Origin of the sequence: Rhodanobacter sp. FDAARGOS 1247 (genome assembly GCF_016889805.1) — a bacterium.
In the GTDB taxonomy this organism is placed as follows: domain Bacteria; phylum Pseudomonadota; class Gammaproteobacteria; order Xanthomonadales; family Rhodanobacteraceae; genus Rhodanobacter.
In genome coordinates this window covers 2429795-2448240 of sequence record NZ_CP069535.1, presented here as the reverse complement: position 1 = coordinate 2448240, position 18446 = coordinate 2429795, and the positions used below count along the sequence as shown (strand labels likewise).

Sequence of the window (18446 nt, the reverse complement as noted above, 5' to 3'; positions counted from 1 at the left end):
TGCCCGCGTCCGTAGCCGCTTGGTCGGTGGGCTACGGACAGAGTTTCGAAATGGAAAGGGTCGCTATTTACTAGCGACCCTTTCGACAGCATCACATCCTTTTGCCATTTCCAGAAAATGCTTCGTTTGCCTCAGTTGGCTTTCATCTTCCCGGAAGATAACGGGTACCGAAACCGTTTGATCCTTACATCAACGTAGTCAGGTTTCTCTCCGGCTATCTGGCAAATGAGAAAACCGTCGATGTTTCCATGACCATCCGGGCCACAAACAATCTCAACACTTAACGCACCATCAAGATCGTCAAGGCAGAGTCCGGGTTCACTGCGCAAGATTGCTTCCTTTTCCGCCAAGGTCAACTCGTTCATATCGTTTGTCTCTTGTACGTCGCACATGCGACGTGAGACAAGCTGCAATTGAATTGTGCCGTTAGTTACTTGCGCCCCATCCGAACAGCAGTTACCCGCTTGCGAAATCGCTCATAGCCAATCTGATCGGTGAGCCATTCCGGCGCGCGGCTCCAAAGCTCAGGGGATTTGGCCAATGGATCGCGCCGCAACTTGGCTGAAATCCATTCCGTTACGTCTGGGCGTCGTTCCTTCTTCGTTCCTTCCTGTCGTGCCTTGTCGCGTATTAGAGGTTCAGCAGCGTCAAGGTAGATCGACTTTTTCTCGGCGCTTTCCAACCGAATCATAAAAGCCTTTAACCTGACATCTTTTAGTGCTGCTTTATGTTCCGCAGTAAGTTTGTTGTCCGCATCCTCGACAGCAGTTGTCGCGACGAGATAGTCCTTTTTGAGCGCGCTTGCTTCGGATCGCAATGTATGGTGGCGGCGAAGTTGCTGGATACGCGCAGTGGGGCTGTTCGACTTCAAAATGCTCGCGATCGCATCAATGTCGAGTTGGTTGCTTCCATGCTTAATGTTCACCCTGACTCGCACAGGAAGCAGTCCAGCCGGATCACGAAATTTCTTGATGCTCATGCCTTCGCCCCCTCGCGAATACCGCGCACGTTGCCGGTGGACGCGGGCTTCGCGCAGTACTTCGCCCAGTCCGCCATGAGGCGGGCGCGCTTGTTCAACAAGTCGGTGCGACGATACACGGCCTCTACACCTTGGACGGCGTGCGCCAGCGCGGCTTCGGCTACATCGCGCGGGTAGGCGGTCTGATCAGCGGCCCAATCGCGGAACGTACTGCGGAAGCCGTGTGCGTCGAAGCCGGGGCGCGCGGTGCGTAGCGCCTTGAGCATGGCGGCGGTCGTGAGGGATTGGCCCTTCTTCGGGCCAGGGAACACGAACGCATTGACACGGGGCAGCTTGCGCAGCAACGCGGCAGCGGGCGGCGACAGCGGTACACGATGCTCCTTGCCGGCCTTCATGCGCTCGCCCGGAATCGTCCAGGTAGCCGCGTCTAGGTCGAACTCGGCCCACCGCGCACCGGCCACTTCGCCCGGTCGGCAGGCGGTCAAAATTTGCAGTTCCAGTGCGAGCGCGCCCAGCCCCTTTTGCTGGCGTAGCTCGGTCATGAACGCGCCAGCCTCGGTGTAGGGGAGGGCGGCGCGGTGTTCGACCTTTTTCAGCTTGGTCGGCTTTGGTAGCAACTTGTCGAGATGCCCGCGCCAGCGCGCCGGATTTTCGCCAGTACGAAACTCGCGGGCCGTCGCCCAATTCAACACCGCCTCGATGCGCTGCCGGACGCGGGTGGCGGTTTCGGTTTTAGTCGTCCAGATCGGCTCCAGCGCCTTGATGACGAGGGCGGTATCAATCTCGGCGACGGGAAGCGGGAGCAGTGAGGCGCAATAGGTGTCGAGTGTGGATTGCCATTGCGCGGCATGCTTCGCATTGCGCCAGCCGTCGCGGTGCGCATCCATGTACTTCTCGCAGCACTGCCCGAAGGTGAGCCGCCGGGCGCGTTCCAGCTTTACGGCGGCGAGGGCCTGCCGTGCGGAGTCGATGGGGTCGATGCCGTCGCGAACTTGCTGCCGGTACTCAGCCGCCTTTTCGCGCGCCTTGATGAGCGTCACGTCGCTGACGGGGCCGAGTCCCTTGTCTCGGGTCTTGCCCGTGATCCGGTCGCGCCATCGAAAGACCCACCGTTTGCCGCCGCGAAACTTGGTGGCGGGAACGTACAGATACAGCCCGCCCCCGTCGCAGTACCTCCCCGGTTTCGTTGTGTTCCTGACGCCGATCGCTGTGAGCCTGTTGTTCATACTTGCCTCCGCCAAACTGACCGTCCCGACTTCCGTCCCTACGAAGTATAGGCGCTGTAGGCGGATTCTAGCGAACGTCGCCGGACGAGGTTAGGCAGAAAAATGCTTGCAACACATAGGCTTGGCGATCATTTTCGGAAACGGGCGAACGGGGCCGGACGAGCCTTCCCCGGACTCTCTCTCCGCCAGATACGCAAAGCGCCCCGCAAGGGGCGTTTTGCGTATCTGGCGGAGAGAGGTGGTGGACGAATCCTCTCGGGTTCGACAATTTTGTCTGGAACAAAATTGGACAGCCGCAGGCTGGCCCTGGAGCGCGCAGCGCGGAAGGGTGAATCCCATGGATGGGATTCACAATCCCGCACTCCATGCCGCCGCGCCACTGACCGGAACGCACGCCCCGCAAGGGGCGTTTTGCGTATCTGGCTGCGTCACCACAAGATCAAGAGCAACCCACCCCAGCCCTCCCCTGCAAGCAGGGAGGGAGCGGAGCGTCGGCCTCGTGCTTCTGGCTCCTCCCCCTGCAAGCAGGGGAGGGAGCAAGGCTGCACTCCGTGCGATCTGCCGGGAGCAGCCCCACACCGATCCCGATGAGCAGAACCCGGCTCAGCCCAAGGCCAACCCGCGAAGCTCCACTGCACCCCGATCATCCACCCGCAACACCGAGCCGTGTTCGTACCAGTCTCCCAGCACGATCCGCTCGGTCGGCTTTCCATCCACCTCAAGGCGATGGATGGCGGGCCGGTGCGTATGCCCGTGGATCAATCGCGTCACGCCCGCTCGGCGCATCGCATCGGCTACGGCATCGGCGTTGACGTCCATGATGCTTTCCATGGTGCTGCCGGTGTGCGCCTTGCTGTCGGCGCGCGCCTTGGCGGCAAACGCGCGGCGCGCTTCCAGCGGCATCGCGAGGATCTGCGCGGCCCATTCGGGCGTGCGCACCTGGCGGCGCACGGCCTGGTAGGCGGTGTCGTCGGTGCACAGCACGTCGCCATGCATCAGCAGGGTGGGGCGGCCCTGCACGTCATGCACGACACCGTCGTCGAGCAGGGTCAGGCCGGCACGTTCGGCGAAGGCTTCGCCGAGCAGGAAGTCGCGGTTGCCGACCATGAAATAGACCGGCACGCCGGCGTCGCGCACCGCGCGCGTTGCGGCGGCGATGCGCGCGGGCAGTTCGGCGTCATCATCGTCGCCGATCCACGCCTCGACCAGGTCGCCCAGGATGTACAGGGCGTCGGCCTGACGGACTTCGTCGCTGGCCAGGTATTCTTCGAACAGCTCGGTGATCTGCGGTCGGCTGGCGTCCAGATGCAGGTCCGCGATGAACAGGGTGCTCATGGGCGGATCAGTCCTTGCCGGCGGGCTTGGCAACTTTCCTGGAAGCCTTCTTGCCGGACTTGGCCGCGTTCGCAGGCGTCGCCGACGACGCTGCCTTGGCGGGACTCGCGGCGCTGGCGGCGGAGGCTGGTGCCTGTTCGCCGATCACCCGGGCGCTTTCGATCAACACCAGTGGATTGGGCACGTCGCCGGCAAAGGGTCCCAGTGCGCGGGTCGGCATGGCGGCGATCTTGTCGACCACGTCCATGCCCTTGATGACCTTGCCGAACACGGTGTAGCCCCAGGTCAGCCCGCTCTGGTTGCCGGCGAAATCCAGCCGCCGATTGTCGACCAGGTTGAAGAAGAACTGCGCGGTGCCGGAGTTCGGGTCCGCTCCACGGGCGACGGCCACCGTGCCGCGCAGGTTGGACAGGCCGTTGTCGGCCTCGCTGGCGATGGCCGAGCGGGTGCGCTTGGGCTGCAGGTCGCGGGTATACAGGCCGCCTTGCACCAGGTAGCCGGGAATCGCCCGGTGCAACAGCGTGCCGTCGTAGAAGCCGTCGCGGACGTACTGCAGGAAGTTCGCCACGCTCTTGGGTGACTTGTCCGGATACAGCTCCAGCGTGATCTCGCCTTGCGAGGTGGTCAGCATGACTTGCGGTGGCGGCGCCGGCGCGGCGGCCGGCGCCGGTTTGGCCGTCTGCGCGGTCAGCGTCAGTGGCAGTGACAGAAGCAGGGTGGCGAGCAGGGATTTCAGCATGGGCATAAAGATGGTCGGGGCCTCGGGACATCATACGCGGCGACGCCGCGGCGCGGGTTCGCGTCAGCTGCCGGCAAGTTCCAGCCGCAGGCCGAGTTCGGCCATGGGCGCCTGTTCCTGTTGCAGGTCCGCTTCGCTGAGCGGGTGTTGCTCGAACCACGCGTGCGGCAAGGTCAGTCGCAGCGATCGGCTGCTGGCGGCCAGGCGCATCTGCGGCAGCGACTCGGCACGACGTGCGCGGCGGAACAGCACGGCCAGGCGCAGCAGCGCCGTGGTGTATCGGGCCAGTGTGCGATAACGCTGTGGCAGGGCGGTAATCACCGGCTTGTCCGGCTTGCGCCGGTGCATGTCGACCACCGCGGCCAGCAGCTGCTGCTCCTGCCGCGAGAAGCCGGCCAGGTCAGCGTGCCGCAGGATGTAGGCGCCATGATGGTGGTGCTGGCTGTGCGCGATGGCCAGGCCGATCTCATGCACGCGCGCGGCCCAAGAAAGCCACTCGCGCGCGTCGGCGTCCAGCTTCCAGCTGCGTGCCACCTGATCGAACAGCATCAGCGCGGTCGATTCGACCCGGCGTGCCTGGGCGCGATCCACGCCATAGCGGCTGGCCAGTGCCTCGATGCTGGCAGTGCGCGGATCGCTGCCGCCGGCGCGGCCCAGCAGGTCCCACAGCAGCCCTTCGCGCATCGAGCTTTCGCACACGCGCAGTCGGTCGATGCCCAGCGCGGCAAACGCCGCTTCCATGATCACCACGCCGCCGGCGAGCACGGGCGCGCGGTCTTCGACCAGGCCGGGCAGCTTGAGCGTGTTGATCTGGCCGTGTTCGATCAGCACGTCGCGCAGCGAGGCCAGCGAGGCGGAGGTGATGCCGTCGTCGCAGAATTTCATTTCCTGCACGACCGAGCCGATCGACTTGGCCGTGCCGGAAGAGCCGTAGGCATCCTGCCAGCCGGATTCGCGGTAGTCCTCGGCGAACTGCTGCAGCAGCACGCCGATCTCGCTCACCGCGCGCTGCCAGCGCTTGCGGTTGATCTTGCCGCCCGGGAAGAAACGCAGGGTCGAGGCGATGCAGCCGGCCTGCACGCTCTCGGTGTGCAGCGGAGCCAGGCCCCGGCCGATGATGAATTCGGTGCTGCCACCGCCCACGTCGATGACCAGTCGCGGCTCGCGCGAAACGGGCAGGTCGTGGGCGGCGCCGAGGAAGATCAGGCGGCCTTCCTCGCGCCCGGAGACGACTTCGATCGGATGGCCGAGCGCGGCCTCGGCCGAGGTCAGGAAGGTCTGTGGCGAGGCGAGCCGGCGTACCGTGTTGGTGGCCACCGCGCGCACCCGTATCGACGGCAGGCCGGCGATGCGCTGGCCGAAGCGCGCCAGGCAGGCGATCGCGCGGGCGCGTCGTTCGGCGTCGAGGCTGCCGTCGGCGCGCAGGCCGGCGGCCATCCGCACGGTGTCGCGCAGGCGATCGATCACGCGCGGCTCGCCATGTTCCATCCGCGCGACCACCATGTGGAAGCTGTTGGAACCCATGTCGATCGCGGCGATGAGTTCGCCATCGCGGATCGGTGTCTGTTCGGCTGGGCTCACGCCGGGGCTCCCGCGATGGCAAAGGACGGATTCTCGCACGCGCGCGTGAAAGGCTTGCATCGGTTCATGGCGATCGGCTCACTTGCAGTAGCGTTCGAGCAGGCCCTGCTGGGCGCTGTACGGCGGGTGCTCGCCGGGAGTGGCGCGGACATAGCGACCATCGCTGCCCAGCAGCCAGGCCTGGGTGTTGTCGGCCAGGCCGTTGGCCAGGGTTTCCTCGAACACGCGCGCCGCCAGGTCCGGGTCCAGGATCGGGAAGGCCACCTCGATACGCCGCATCAGGTTGCGCTCCATCCAGTCCGCGCTGGCGCAATAGATCTCCGCGTCGCCATCGTTGGCGAACCAGTACACCCGGCTGTGTTCGAGGAAACGCCCCACGATCGAGCGCACCCGGATGCGCTCGGAGATGCCGGGCAGGCCGGGGCGCAGGGTGCACGCGCCGCGCACGATCAGGTCGATCTCCACGCCGGCCTGCGAGGCCCGGTACAGCGCGGAGATCACCCGCGCTTCATTGAGCGCGTTGAGCTTGGCCACGATGCGCGCCGGCCGCCCCGCGGTCGCGTGGGCGGTCTCGCGCTCGATCTTCTCCAGCACTTTCGGATACAGCGTGAACGGCGAATGCAGCAGGCGCTTCAGGTCGATGATGGGTCCCAGGCCGGACAGTTGCTGGAAGACCTTGTGCATGTCCTCGCCGATCTCGGGGTTGGCCGTCATCAGCCCGATGTCGGTGTACATCCGGCTGTTGGCCTGGTGGTAGTTGCCGGTGGACAGGTGCACGTAGCGGCGCAGCGCCTCGCCCTCGCGGCGCACGATCAGCATCATCTTGGCGTGGGTCTTGTAGCCGACCACGCCATAGACCACCTGCACGCCGGCTTCCTGCAGCCGCGTGGCCAGGCGGATGTTGGCCTCCTCGTCGAAGCGCGCGCGCAGCTCGATCACCACGGTGACGTCCTTGCCGTGGCGGGCCGCCTCGACCAGCAGGTCGACCAGCGGGGTGTCCTCGCCGGCGCGATACAGGGTCTGCTTGATCGCCAGCACCTGCGGGTCGGCGGTAGCCTGGCGCAGCAGGTCGATCACCGCCGCGAAGCTCTGGTACGGATGGTGCAGCAGCACGTCGTGCTGGCCGATCAGGTCGAACTTGTTGCGGTTGCTTTCGAGCGCCGAGGGCAGCTGCGGATTGAAGCGCGGGAACTTCAGCTCCGGCCGGTCCAGCCAGTCGTAGATCAGGCCGGCGCGGATGATGTTGACCGGGCCGTCGCAGCGATAGACGTCGGTCTCTTCAAGCTGGAAGTTCTCGATCAGCATCGCGGTGATCGCCTTCGGGCAATCGTTGGCGATCTCCAGCCGCACCGGCCGCGCGTAGCCGCGCCCGACCAGCTCCTCGCTGAGGGCCAGCGCGAGGTTCTCCACTTCGGCTTCCTCGACGATCAGCTCGCTGTTGCGGGTGACCCGGAACTGGTACGAGCCGACCACCCTGAGGCCGGGAAACATCAGGTCGACGAAGGCCTGCAGCAGCTCGGCCAGGAACACGAAGTGCTCCCCCGGGCCGCTGACCTCGGCCGGCACCCGGATGATCCGGGGCAGCGAACGCGGTGCCCGCACCAGCGCCATGTGCCCCTCGTGGCCGAAGGCGTCGCGTCCCTTCAGCACCACCGCGATGTTCAGCGTCTTGTTGAGGATGCGCGGGAACGGATGCGCCGGGTCCAGTCCCAGCGGCGACAGCACCGGCAGCACCTCGTGCTCGAAATAGCCCTGCAGCCAGCGCCGCTGGCGCGGGTTCCAGCGTTTGCGGGTGAGGATGTGGATCTGCTCGGCATCCAGCTGGGGACCGATCTGTTCCTGCCAGGTTGCGTACTGCTCGGCGACCAGGTCGAGCACGCGACTGCGGATCTGCGCCAGCAGGTCGCCGGAGCTGACCCCGTCGGGACCCGGTGCGGCCGAACCGTACGCGTGGTGGTGCTTGAGCATCGCCACCCGCACCTCGAAGAACTCGTCGAGGTTGCTGGCCACGATGCTCAGGTAGCGCAAGCGCTCAAGCAGCGGCACGCTCGGGTCGCGCGCCATCGCCAGCACCCGGAAGTTGAATTCCAGCGCGGCCAGCTCGCGGCTGAGATACAACTCCGGTGCACCGGGACCGGTATCGGGCGATGGGCAACTCGGTGGTGTGGGCATGCTTCATTCTGGCCCATGACGTGCGCCAAATATATCGCGCGCGTGGCAGCGGCTTCATCCGCCGGCGTCGGGAGCCAGCAACCGTGCATCGCCGAAGTGGCAGGAAAAGGTGGAGCCCGCACCGGCTTCGCTTTCGATCTGCAAGCGTGCCTGGTGCAGGTTCAGCACGTGCTTGACGATCGACAGCCCCAGTCCGGTGCCGCCGCTGTCGCGCGAGCGGCTGGAGGATACCCGGTAGAACCGTTCGGTCAGCCGGGCCAGGTGGCTGGCGGGGATGCCGAAGCCGGTATCGCTGACCGAATACACCGCGCCGCCAGGTTCGCGCCGCCAGCGGATCGCGATGCTGCCGCCGTTGGGCGTATAGCGCACCGCGTTGCTGACCAGGTTCGACAAGGCGCTGTGCAGGTCCTTCGGTGAACCGAACAGGTCCGCGTTGGCGGTGGATTCCAGGCTGATCTGATGGCGGCCCTGGCTGAGCGCCTCGGCTTCCTTGCGCACGGTGGCCAGCAGGGCGGCCATCGGCACGCGTTCGTCGACCACCTCGTGCTGGGTCTCCAGTCGCGACAGGGTCAGCAGGTCCTCGACGATCTGGCCCATCCGCTTCGACTGCGCCCGCATCTCGGTGAGCACCGGCGCCAGCTCGGGCACGTCTTCGGGGTCCAGCAATTCGAGATAGCCGTGGATCACCGTCAACGGCGTGCGCAGCTCGTGGGAAACATTGGAGACGAAATCCCGGCGCACCTGTTCCAGTCGCTTCAGGTGGGTGATGTCGTTCGCCAGCAGCAATTGCTGATGCTTGCCGAACGGCAGCAGGGTGACGTTGAGCTGGCTCGCCTTGTTGCCGGGGGCGGCGACGTCGTCGAGCTGGTCTTGTGCCCCGTCGCGCAGCCAGTCGGCCAGTTCGGAGCCGGCCAGTCGTTCGGTCAGCGACTGGCCGCGATCCCCCGCCCGATCCAGTCCCAGCAGGTTGCCCGCGGCGTGGTTGAACCAGCGCACCTGCTGGTGACGGTCGAGCAGCACCATCGCATCCGGCAGGTGGTCCGCGGCCCGGCGAAGGTCGCGCAGGTTCGCGGCAAGCTGGTGCGCGCGGGTCATGAGTCGGTCATCGTGAGTGGCGCCGGCGGCAGCGGGTGCGGCCATCATGGCCCGCTGCAGATGACGGAGCCGGGTCAGCAGGAAGACGACTCCGAGGATGGCGGCGATGGCCAGCCCGACCCAGGCGGAACTTCCGGCCAGCCAGCCCAGTGCCGCCCCGGCGCACAGGATCGAGGCGAGGAACGCGGGGAGTTTCCAGTCAGGCATGCGGGAGCGGGATCATCCGGGGGCGTATGCGGCGACCGCCAGCATCGGCAAAAGATCCTGGCGACGCAAGCGAGGCGGCGCCGTTCAGATGCTGGTGGAAAAGCGGTAGCCGGTGCCGCGCACCGTCTGCACCAGTTCATCCAGCTTCCAGGGCTCCAGCGTCTTGCGCAGCCGGCGGATATGCACGTCGACGGTGCGCTCTTCCACGTAGACGCTGCCGCCCCAGACGTGGTCCAGCAATTGCGCACGCGAGTAGACCCGCTCGGCATGGGTCATGAAGAAATACAGCAGCCGATACTCGGTGGGGCCGATCGCCACCGGTTCCTCGCCGGCGAACACCCGGTGCGCGGCCCCGTCGATGCGCAGACCGCCCAGTTCGATCGCACCCGTGCCGTCGTCGCCCTGGCTGCGCCGCAGGACGGCCTTGATCCGGGCGACCAGCTCGCGGGTGGAGAACGGTTTCACCACGTAATCGTCGACGCCGGCCTCCAGGCCGTTGACGCGATCCATTTCCTCGCCGCGCGCGGTCAGCATGATGATCGGGATTTCGCGGCTGAGCTCTTCCTTGCGCAGGCGCCGCGCCAGTTCCAGCCCGCTCATGCCCGGCAGCATCCAGTCCAGCAGGATCAGGTCCGGCACCTGTTCGGACAGCGCCAGTTGTGCGGCGCGGGCATCGACCGCCTGCATCGCTTCCATGCCGGCCTTGCGCAGGGCAAAGGCGATCATTTCGCGAATCGAGGTTTCGTCTTCAACGATGAGGATGCGTTTGTGCACGCGGTGGTCTGCCGTGGCGGATGACGAAAGTATTGCAGCGAATCCATGTTACGCGGCGATGACAGTGCGGCACTTATTGCCGCGAATCATCGCCTGGACTGTCCGCGGTCCTGATCTTGCGCTTGTGCAGTTCCAGCACCAGCGGCGTCAGCTCGGTGATCCGCGCCTGGATGCGCACGCGGGCGTAGTAGTCCAGGTCGTCGCGCTTGAGCAGCCGCTTGAGCTGCTCCATGGCGTCGTACGGTCGGCCCGAGTAATAGCTCGCATCGGCGTAGGCTTCGCCGGCGCGCACGCTGTCGCCGGCCTTGTCGCTGGCGCGGGCGTAGGTGCTGTAGATCTCCGGTTCGCTGGCATTGTCCAGCAGCGGCCGCAACTTGCCGGCGGCGAGCCGGGCCTGGTCCTTGTCGCCGCCGGCGGTGAGCGCATGGGCATACGCCAGCGCGACCGCACGGTTGCGCGGGGACTGGGTGTTGAGTTCCGAGTAGATGGCCAGCGCGGCGGCCCGCTGGCCGGCCTGCAGGCGGGCATCGGCCACGGCCAGCTTCAGCAGCAGGTTTCCCGGGTGGTTGTCCAGCAGTGGCTGCAATTGCCCCATGGCCAGCGCGCCGCGGCCGCTGCGCGTCAGCGCCAGCGCGTAGCCGTAGTGATTTGCCGGGGTGTCGAAATCGTGTCGCGTCTGCAGGCTGGACGCGTAATACGTGGCCAGCCGCGTGGCGTCGCCGGCCAGCACGCGGGCGCGTTCGCGCATCAGCGCGTAGGTGTCCAGATCGCTTGGGCGGTGGGCAGCGAGCAGGGTGGTGGGGTCCTTCACGAAGGGGATCGGCGCCGTGCTCCTCGCCCATTGCTGCCGATCGATCCCGGTGGTGCCCACGCGCAGCTTCTGCGCGGCGATCAGCGCATCGGCGCGCGCCTTGGCGTCGCTGATCCGGCTGGTCGTCACCGGATGCGTCTGCAACAGCGCCGGCACGTCCTCGCCGCCGGCGCCGGCGCTCATCGCATCCTGCATGCGCTGGAAGAAGCCCGCCATCGCATTGGGGTCGAAGCCGGCCTTGGACAGCGTCTGGATGCCGACGCGATCGGCCTCGATCTCGTCCTTGCGGGTGAAATTGATCGATTTCTGCGCGATCAGCCCCTGGCCGCCGGCCAGCACGGCCATCGGTGCGTCGCCGCTGTGGTTGCTGGCCCCGGCGGCGATCGCGCCGAGCAGCACCAGGGCCATCAGCGGCGCATCCTTCTTCGAGTCCTCGAACGCACGCTGCAGGTGGTTCTGGGTGATGTGGCCGATCTCATGGGCGATCACGCCGGCCAGCTCGCTTTCGTCACGGGTGATCGTGAGCAGCCCCGAGTTCACCGCGATATAGCCGCCGGGCGCGGCGAAGGCGTTGATTTCCGGGTCCTTGACGATGAAAAAGGCGAAGTGTTCCTTCGGCTTGTCGCTGCTGGCGACCAGCCGGTAGCCGAGGTCGTTGATGTAGTCGTCCAGCAGCGGGTCGTCGACCACCATGTCCAGCGCGCGCATCTGGCGCAGCATGGAGGCGCCGTAATCCTGCGCCTCGCTGGGCGAAATCAGTGCGTTGGCCGAACTGCCCAGGTCCGGCAGGCGCATGTCCTGCTGGGCACTGGCGGTGCTCGCCAGCGCGGCGCAGAGCAGGGTGGCGAGCAGGCAGGGGACGGGACGTGGCGGCATGATCATGGGTTCGGCGACAATAGCATTGTGACCGTGTCCTGCTGCGTCGGTTCACCGCAGCCGTCCGGCTTGAGCCGGGCGCGCGCGGCCCCATCTGCTGTGCAGTTCCCCATTGTTCGTGGAGTGTCGTGATGTCCAAGATCGAGGTCTACTCGACCGCCGTGTGTCCGTACTGCGTGTCGGCCAAGAACCTGCTGAAATCCAAGGGGCTGGAATGGACCGAGGTGCGCGTGGACGCCGATCCCGCGCAACGCGACGCGATGCTGGCGCGCAGCGGCGGTCGCCGCACGGTGCCGCAGATCTTCATCAACGACCGGCACGTGGGCGGCTACGACGACCTGGTGGCCGCTGACCGCAGCGGCAAGCTGGCGCAATGGCTGGAGCAGGGCGCATGAGCGACAAGCTTGCCGAATTCACCGCCTTCCGCCAGCGCATGAACGAGCGCATCCTGGCCGAGGACAACCAGGTCGTGCGGCGCTTCTTCGCGCTGGACACGCAGACCTACAAGGCCGGCGCGCTGGACGTGAAGACCAAGGAGATGCTGGGCCTGGTCGCCTCGATGGTGCTGCGCTGCGACGACTGCATCAGCTACCACGTGGCCCAGTGCAAGGAGGCCGGCGTGCAGCGCGAAGAGTTCTTCGAGGTGTTCAGTGTCGGCCTGGTGGTGGGTGGCTCGATCGTGATCCCGCATCTGCGCAGGGCGGTGGATTTCCTGGACAAGCTGGAAGCCGGCGAATCGGCCACGGCGGAATGCGCCGACCACGGCTGATCCTGCGCGGGAGCCCGTTCGCGGGCGAGGCGGTTCACCGGCGGGGAGGCACGGGAATGCTCCCCTGCGAGTTTCTGCAATGCTCCGTGCGAGGATTTGCAACGGTTTTCCCGGGCCATCGGCTGTCCGGGAACGGTTGCATGGGCGATAATGGGCGGTCTTGACCTGCGCCGTTCCATGCGCACGCAATCGTCCCCCCAAGGAGTATCCCCATGAACAAAACCATCGCCGTGATCCCGGGCGACGGCATCGGCCCGGAGATCATGACCGCCACGCTGCGCGTGCTCGACGCGCTGGACTGCGGCCTGACCTACGATTTCGTCGACGCCGGCATGGTCGCGCTGGACAAGCATGGCGATCTGCTGCCCAAGGCCACGCTGGACAGGATCGCCGAGCACAAGGTCGCGCTGAAAGGCCCGCTGACCACGCCGATCGGTGGCGGCTTCACCTCGGTCAACGTGACCCTGCGCCGTCTTTTCGACCTGTACGCGAACGTGCGCCCGGCGGTGAGCTTCCCCGGCACCAAGTCGCGCTACGAGAACATCGACATCATCACGGTGCGCGAGAACACCGAAGGCGCCTACCGCTCCGAGGGCCAGACCCTGTCCGCCGACGGCGAGATCGCCGAGTCGGTGGCGCGCAACACCCGCAAGGGCAGCAGCCGGATCGTCCGCTACGCGTTCGAGCTGGCGGTGAAGAAGGGCCGCAAGAAGGTCACCGCCGTGCACAAGGCGAACATCCTGAAGACCAGCTCGGGCCTGTTCCTCAACGTGGCGCGCGAGATTGCGAAGGAATACCCGCAGATCGAGTTCAACGAGATGATCGTGGACAATACCTGCATGCAGCTGGTGATGAAGCCCGAGCAGTTCGACGTGATCGTCACCACCAACCTGTTCGGCGACATCCTGTCCGACTTGTGCGCCGGCCTGGTCGGTGGCCTGGGCCTGGCGCCGGGCGACAACATCGGCGAGCACGCGGCGATCTTCGAAGCCGTGCACGGCTCGGCGCCGGACATCGCCGGCCGCGGCATCGCCAACCCCTGCGCGCTGCTGCTGGCCGCCGCCGACATGCTGGATTACCTGGACATGGTGGCCAAGGGCGACCGGCTGCGCCAGGCGATCCGCGACACCATGACGAATGATCGCGACAGCGTGACGCCGGACATCGGCGGCAAGGGCAGCACCGACAGCTTCGCCGATGCGATCGTGAAGCGCATCAAGGGCTGAGCTGCGGTTTTCGTCGAGCGTAAAAAAAGCCGCGGCGGCAGCCGCGGCTTTTTTCATGGGCGCGATGTTCAGTGCTTTGCGGGCTGGTATGCGCCCGGCGGGTTCTGGAACGGGATCGCGATGCGGTTCCACGCGTTGATCAGGATCACCGCCATGTTGAGGTCGCCCAGTTCCTTTTCGCTGAACTGCGCGCGGGCCTGCTCGTAGACGTCGTCGGCTACCCCGTGGACCGGATCGAGCCGGGTGACGGCCTCGCACCACGCCAGCGCGGCGCGCTCGCGATCGCTGTAGAACGGCGCTTCGCGCCAGGCCTGCAACACATACAGCCGCTGCTCGGTTTCGCCGGCGGCGCGGGCATCCTTGCTGTGCATGTCCAGGCAGTAGGCGCAGCCGTTGAGCTGGGAGGCTCGCATCAGCACCAGCTCGATCAGGGCCGGTTCGAGGCTGCCCGAGTGCACGTATTTGTTCAGGGCGAACAAGGGTTTCATGGCTTCCTGGGTGGGGACCGAGGATTGACGGGATGACATGGGGAACTCCTTTCTGTGGTGCGGCCGCAGTGGCCGTTCAATGCAAGGACGCAGGGCCGGCCGATTTCGTGACAGCCGCCAGCCGGGCCAGCTTTCCGGGGTGACGCAAGGCGTGGATCGCGCTGATTCCCGTCTCGTCTTCGTCGATCCAGCTGGCGGATATCAGGGTGTCGCCCTGCCAGCTGAGCAGGGCAGGCGTGCCGTTGAGCCGATGGATTTCATGGCGCACGCCCTGTCCGCGCTGATGCAGGGCGATCTGCAGATACAACCGGGCCAGGCGTTCGGCCCCGTGGAGGGGGCGCAGGGTGGCGGTGACCAGGCCACCGCCGTCGGAGATGTGCACCGCGTCCTCGGCGAACAGCGCGCGCAAGGTATCCATGTCCGGTTGTTGCAGGGCCTCGGCGAAGCGCTCCAGCAAACGGTGCTGCCGATCGGTATCGGGCGCGTCCGGGCGCGGCCGTTCCTGGCGCAGACGCTGTTTCGCCCGGTGCACGCGCTGGCGGCAGGCGTCTTCGCTGATCTCGAGCATCGCCGCGGCCTCGGCGTGGCTGTAATCGAACACCTCGCGCAGCAGGAAGGCGGCGCGCTCCTCGGCGCTGAGCCGTTCGAGCAGCAGCAGGAAGCTGAGGGTCAGGCTTTCCGCCCGCTCCAGTTGCGCCTCGGGCTGGTCGGCGTCGACCAGCAGCGGCTCGGGCAGCCAGGGGCCAGGATAGTGTTCGCGCTCGGTCCGGGCGCGGCGCAGGCGGTCGAGCGCCAGCCGGGTGGTGACGGTCACCAGCCATGCTTCGGGATCGTCCAGCGCGGCAGTGTCCTGCGCATGCCAGCGCAGCCAGGCATCGTGCAGTACGTCTTCGGCGTCGGCGGGCGTGCCGAGCATGCGGTAGGCCAGCCCGAACAGGCGGGGGCGGTGTTGCTGGAACAGTGCGGTTTGCGGGTCCATGGCGTTCTCGGTTGAGGCATCCTGATCAAGGACGCGCGCCACTCACGCGATGTGACTGCTCAGCGGAACAGCGGCCACGGCGCCAGGAAGATCAGCCACATCAGCAGCACGATGCCGGTGTACTTGAAGGCCTTGTACAGCGTCCGGTGGCGGCGCTTGAACTCCACCTTCCAGCGATGCGTGGCGCCCTTGCGCTGGCTGAGCGCGTACAGGCGGTTCACGAAACCGGTCTTCTCGGTGCCGGCGTCGCTGTTCGGCGAGGCGGTGATCCTGCCCATGAACGCGCCGACGCGATGGTTGATCGCGCTCATCCAGCGCGTGCGCAGCGGACGCTCCACGTCGGCGAACAGGATCACCCGGGTCTGGTCGGTCTTGTTCTCGACCCAGTGCACGAAGGTCTCGTCGAATACCACGTCCTTGCCGTCGCCCCAGGCGTGCTCCTCGCCGTCGACGAAGATGCGGCAGTCGCGCGAGTTCGGCGTGATCAGGCCCAGGTGGTAGCGCAGCGAGCCGGCGAACGGGTCACGATGCGGGTTGAGCTTGCTGTTTGGCGCCAGCGTGGCGAACATCGCCGCCTTGATGCCGGGAATCGCGTTGAGCAACTCGACCGTCTTCGGGCACAGCGCCTCGGCCGAGGCCAGCGGCTCGCCGTACCACTTCAGGTAGAAACGCTTCCAGCCCTGCTTGAAGAAGCTGTTGAAGCTGGCGTCGTCGTTCTTCGCGGCCGCGCGGATGTGGCCTTCGTCGAACAGCTGCAGCGCTTCGTCGCGGATGGCCTGCCAGTTCGCCTGCAGCAGGTCCAGTTGCGGAAAGCCGCGACGATCGAGGATGGGTTTCGCCGGCACGGCGGAAAACGCGTACATCAGCAGGTTGTACGGGGCGAAGATCGCCGAGTGGTCGACCAGCTGGCGATCGAAACGCAGCCGCACGCGACCGCGCAGGTGCACCAGCAGCACGCACAGCGCGAAGAACACGAATACGGCAAGCAGGATGAGGCGAGGGGTGAGGATCATGGCAACGCGAGCAGCCGTGGCAGGGATTCCGGGGCCTGCCATTCTACGCGTTTGCCGCGCCCCGGCTCGGTGCCCGCCGAATCACCCGCGCGGCATTCAGCCGCGCGGGGAGTTTCCAGTCATCGACGAAGCGCCGGCTTCGGCCTTTCCGAATCCGAAATCCCGGTACTAAAGCGACTCCGCCGCGAAGTCCGCCAGTCGCGACCGCTCGCCGCGGCGCAGGGTGATGTGGGCGGAGTGCTCCCAGTTCTTGAAGCGATCGACCGCGTAGGTGAGGCCGGAGGTGGTCTCGGTCAGATACGGCGTGTCGATCTGCTCGACATTGCCCAGGCAGACGATCTTGGTGCCCGGGCCGGCGCGGGTGATCAGGGTCTTCATCTGCTTCGGGGTGAGATTTTGCGCCTCGTCGATGATCAGGTAGCGCGACAGGAAGGTGCGCCCGCGCATGAAGTTCAGCGAGCGGATCTTGATGCGCGAGGCGAGCAGGTCGTTGGTGGCCTGGCGGCCCCAGCTGCCGCCATCCTCGGGGTTGGCCAGCACTTCGAGGTTGTCGGTGAGCGCGCCCATCCACGGCGTCATCTTTTCCTCTTCGGTGCCGGGCAGGAAGCCGATGTCCTCGCCCACCGACACGGTGGCGCGGGTCATGATGATCTCGCGGTAGCGCTGCTGGTCCATCACCTGGGCCAGGCCGGCGGCCAGCGCCAGCAGGGTCTTGCCGGTGCCGGCGTTGCCGAGCAGGGTGACGAAGTCGATGTCCGGGTCCATCAGCGCGTTGAGCGCGAAGTTCTGCTCGCGGTTGCGCGCGCCGATGCCCCAGACGTGATGGTTCGCGTGCGAATGGTCGTCCAGCAGCAGCAAGGTGGCACTGGTCTCGTCCAGGTGCAGCACGCGCAGCTCGACTGCGTTTTCGCCCGGCAGGTACAGGCACTGGTTCGGATGCCAGTCGTCCTGCTCGCGCCGGTTCACCTCGTAATAGGTGCGGCCGCGCTCGGTCCACGAGCGCACTTCCGGGTGCAGGTCCCAGAAGTCCTCGGGCAGTTCGGCCGAGCCGGTGTAGAGCAGCGAGAAGTCGTCCAGCGCGCGGTCGTTTTCGTAATCCTCGGCGACGATGCCGTTGATGCTGGCCTTGATCCGGAGGTTGATGTCCTTGGTGACCAGGATGACGTCGCGACCGGGGTTCTGGTCGCGCAACTCGATCACCGCGGCGAGGATCTGGTTGTCCGCCTTGGTGTGGCCGTTGCTGCTGGTGCGATGCTGGAAATACAGGCGGCCCACCGAGCCGCCGCGCTTGAGCTTGATGCCCTGCGGATTGCTGAGTTCCAGGCCCTCGCCCAGATCGTGCTGCTTGCCCAGTTCGACCAGTTCGTTGAGGAAGCGGCTGACCTGGCGGCCATTGCGCGAGACTTCCGAGGCACCCTTCTTCTTTTCGTCCAGTTCCTCCAGCACGGTCATCGGGATGAAGACATCGTGTTCCTCGAAGCGGAACAGCGAGGTCGGGTCATGCAGCAGGACGTTGGTGTCGAGAGCGTAGATGCGCTTGCTTCCGGTCATGCGGAAGTGTCCTCACTGGTGGGTGGAAGGAACGGGCCGGCGGGTACGTCCAGGGTCAGGCAGCGGGAATGGCGTCGAGCACGGCCTGCGCATGGCCGGAAACTTTCACGCCACGCCATTCCGCGGCCAGCTTGCCCTCCGGATCGATCAGGAACGTGCTGCGCACGATGCCCATGAAGCGTTTGCCGTACAGCACTTTTTCGTGGATCACGTCGAAGGCGCGGCACCAGGTTTCGTCGGCATCGGAGACCAGCGGGAACGGCAGTTCCTGCTTGTTGGCGAAGTTCGCGTGCGACTTCTGCGAATCGCGCGAGACACCGATGATCTGCGCATGGCGCTTGCGGAAGGCCGGGTAGAGGTCGCGAAAGTCCTTCGCTTCGGTGGTGCATCCTGGCGTCGAGTCCTTCGGGTAGAAATACACCACCAGCCATTGTCCCTTGAGGCTGGACAGCTTCAGTTCGCTGCCGTCGCCGGTGAGGCCTTTCAGTGCGGGCAGTTTCTTGCCGATATCGGGCATGAGGGGTCCTGCGCGGCGAGGCGATGCCGCGACGTGTGGGAAAAGGAAAGGATGGAGAAGGCCGCTGAGGTCGACGTTGCGACGGCGGCAGGGCGAGCTGTTGCGCCG

Annotated in this window: 18 protein-coding genes; 3 read left to right on the top strand and 15 right to left on the bottom strand. The window is 66.1% G+C overall.

Annotated features, from left to right (window positions below; translation table 11 throughout):
• Positions 1-131 precede the first annotated feature (131 nt).
• The 10 genes from I6J77_RS11165 to I6J77_RS11120 form a co-directional block, all read right to left on the bottom strand.
• A complete protein-coding gene (locus I6J77_RS11165) occupies positions 132-365 on the bottom strand; it encodes a hypothetical protein (RefSeq protein WP_204109040.1) in 234 nt (77 codons plus the stop codon).
• A gap of 65 nt (positions 366-430) precedes the next feature.
• Positions 431-979: a hypothetical protein gene (locus I6J77_RS11160; RefSeq protein WP_204109039.1), complete on the bottom strand. Its 549-nt coding sequence runs from the start codon at positions 977-979 to the stop codon at positions 431-433.
• The gene (locus tag I6J77_RS11155) at positions 976-2205 is read right to left on the bottom strand and encodes a site-specific integrase (RefSeq protein ID WP_204109038.1); all 1230 of its coding nucleotides are present in this window, start codon (positions 2203-2205) and stop codon (positions 976-978) included. The genes I6J77_RS11160 and I6J77_RS11155 overlap by 4 nt, the downstream gene beginning before the upstream one ends.
• A gap of 603 nt (positions 2206-2808) precedes the next feature.
• A complete protein-coding gene (locus I6J77_RS11150; protein ID WP_204109037.1) occupies positions 2809-3540 on the bottom strand; it encodes a UDP-2,3-diacylglucosamine diphosphatase in 732 nt (243 codons plus the stop codon).
• 7 nt (positions 3541-3547) lie between these two features.
• Positions 3548-4279, bottom strand: a complete 732-nt coding sequence (locus tag I6J77_RS11145) for a peptidylprolyl isomerase (RefSeq protein WP_204109036.1) — start codon at positions 4277-4279, stop codon at positions 3548-3550.
• A gap of 63 nt (positions 4280-4342) precedes the next feature.
• On the bottom strand, positions 4343-5860 hold the full coding sequence (locus tag I6J77_RS11140) for a Ppx/GppA phosphatase family protein (protein ID WP_056766443.1): 1518 nt from the start codon (positions 5858-5860) through the stop codon (positions 4343-4345).
• Between the two features lie 78 nt (positions 5861-5938).
• Positions 5939-8032 carry a polyphosphate kinase 1 gene (ppk1, locus tag I6J77_RS11135; RefSeq protein WP_204109035.1) on the bottom strand — a complete coding sequence of 698 codons (2094 nt, stop codon included), beginning with the start codon at positions 8030-8032 and terminating at the stop codon, positions 5939-5941.
• A gap of 54 nt (positions 8033-8086) precedes the next feature.
• The gene (gene phoR / locus I6J77_RS11130; RefSeq protein ID WP_239309275.1) at positions 8087-9127 is read right to left on the bottom strand and encodes a phosphate regulon sensor histidine kinase PhoR; all 1041 of its coding nucleotides are present in this window, start codon (positions 9125-9127) and stop codon (positions 8087-8089) included.
• Positions 9128-9418: 291 nt separating this feature from the next.
• On the bottom strand, positions 9419-10108 hold the full coding sequence (phoB, locus tag I6J77_RS11125; RefSeq protein WP_204109033.1) for a phosphate regulon transcriptional regulator PhoB: 690 nt from the start codon (positions 10106-10108) through the stop codon (positions 9419-9421).
• Between the two features lie 73 nt (positions 10109-10181).
• A complete protein-coding gene (locus tag I6J77_RS11120) occupies positions 10182-11801 on the bottom strand; it encodes a M48 family metalloprotease (protein WP_204109032.1) in 1620 nt (539 codons plus the stop codon).
• Positions 11802-11926: 125 nt separating this feature from the next.
• On the opposite strand from I6J77_RS11120, the gene grxC reads away from it, so the two are divergent.
• From grxC to I6J77_RS11105, 3 genes are all read left to right on the top strand, one after another.
• Entirely contained in the window at positions 11927-12190 is a 264-nt protein-coding gene (grxC, locus tag I6J77_RS11115) for a glutaredoxin 3 (RefSeq protein WP_204109031.1), read from the top strand.
• The gene (locus I6J77_RS11110; protein ID WP_204109030.1) at positions 12169-12564 is read left to right on the top strand and encodes a carboxymuconolactone decarboxylase family protein; all 396 of its coding nucleotides are present in this window, start codon (positions 12169-12171) and stop codon (positions 12562-12564) included. Before grxC ends, I6J77_RS11110 begins: the two co-directional genes overlap by 22 nt.
• A 212-nt stretch (positions 12565-12776) precedes the next feature.
• Positions 12777-13790, top strand: a complete 1014-nt coding sequence (locus tag I6J77_RS11105; RefSeq protein WP_056716695.1) for an isocitrate dehydrogenase — start codon at positions 12777-12779, stop codon at positions 13788-13790.
• 68 nt (positions 13791-13858) lie between these two features.
• Here I6J77_RS11105 and I6J77_RS11100 read toward each other — a convergent pair whose 3' ends face one another.
• The 5 genes from I6J77_RS11100 to I6J77_RS11080 all read right to left on the bottom strand — a co-directional run bounded on the left by I6J77_RS11100 (position 13859) and on the right by I6J77_RS11080 (position 18338).
• Complete coding sequence (locus I6J77_RS11100; protein WP_056766428.1) at positions 13859-14317, bottom strand: carboxymuconolactone decarboxylase family protein; 459 nt, start codon at positions 14315-14317, stop codon at positions 13859-13861.
• A gap of 37 nt (positions 14318-14354) precedes the next feature.
• Entirely contained in the window at positions 14355-15257 is a 903-nt protein-coding gene (gene sigJ, locus I6J77_RS11095) for an RNA polymerase sigma factor SigJ (protein ID WP_204109029.1), read from the bottom strand.
• Between the two features lie 59 nt (positions 15258-15316).
• On the bottom strand, positions 15317-16270 hold the full coding sequence (locus I6J77_RS11090; protein WP_007806164.1) for an aspartyl/asparaginyl beta-hydroxylase domain-containing protein: 954 nt from the start codon (positions 16268-16270) through the stop codon (positions 15317-15319).
• 168 nt (positions 16271-16438) lie between these two features.
• A complete protein-coding gene (locus tag I6J77_RS11085; RefSeq protein ID WP_056766426.1) occupies positions 16439-17821 on the bottom strand; it encodes a PhoH family protein in 1383 nt (460 codons plus the stop codon).
• A 55-nt stretch (positions 17822-17876) separates the two neighbouring features.
• The gene (locus I6J77_RS11080; protein ID WP_204109028.1) at positions 17877-18338 is read right to left on the bottom strand and encodes a peroxiredoxin; all 462 of its coding nucleotides are present in this window, start codon (positions 18336-18338) and stop codon (positions 17877-17879) included.
• Between the last annotated feature and the right edge of the window lie 108 nt (positions 18339-18446).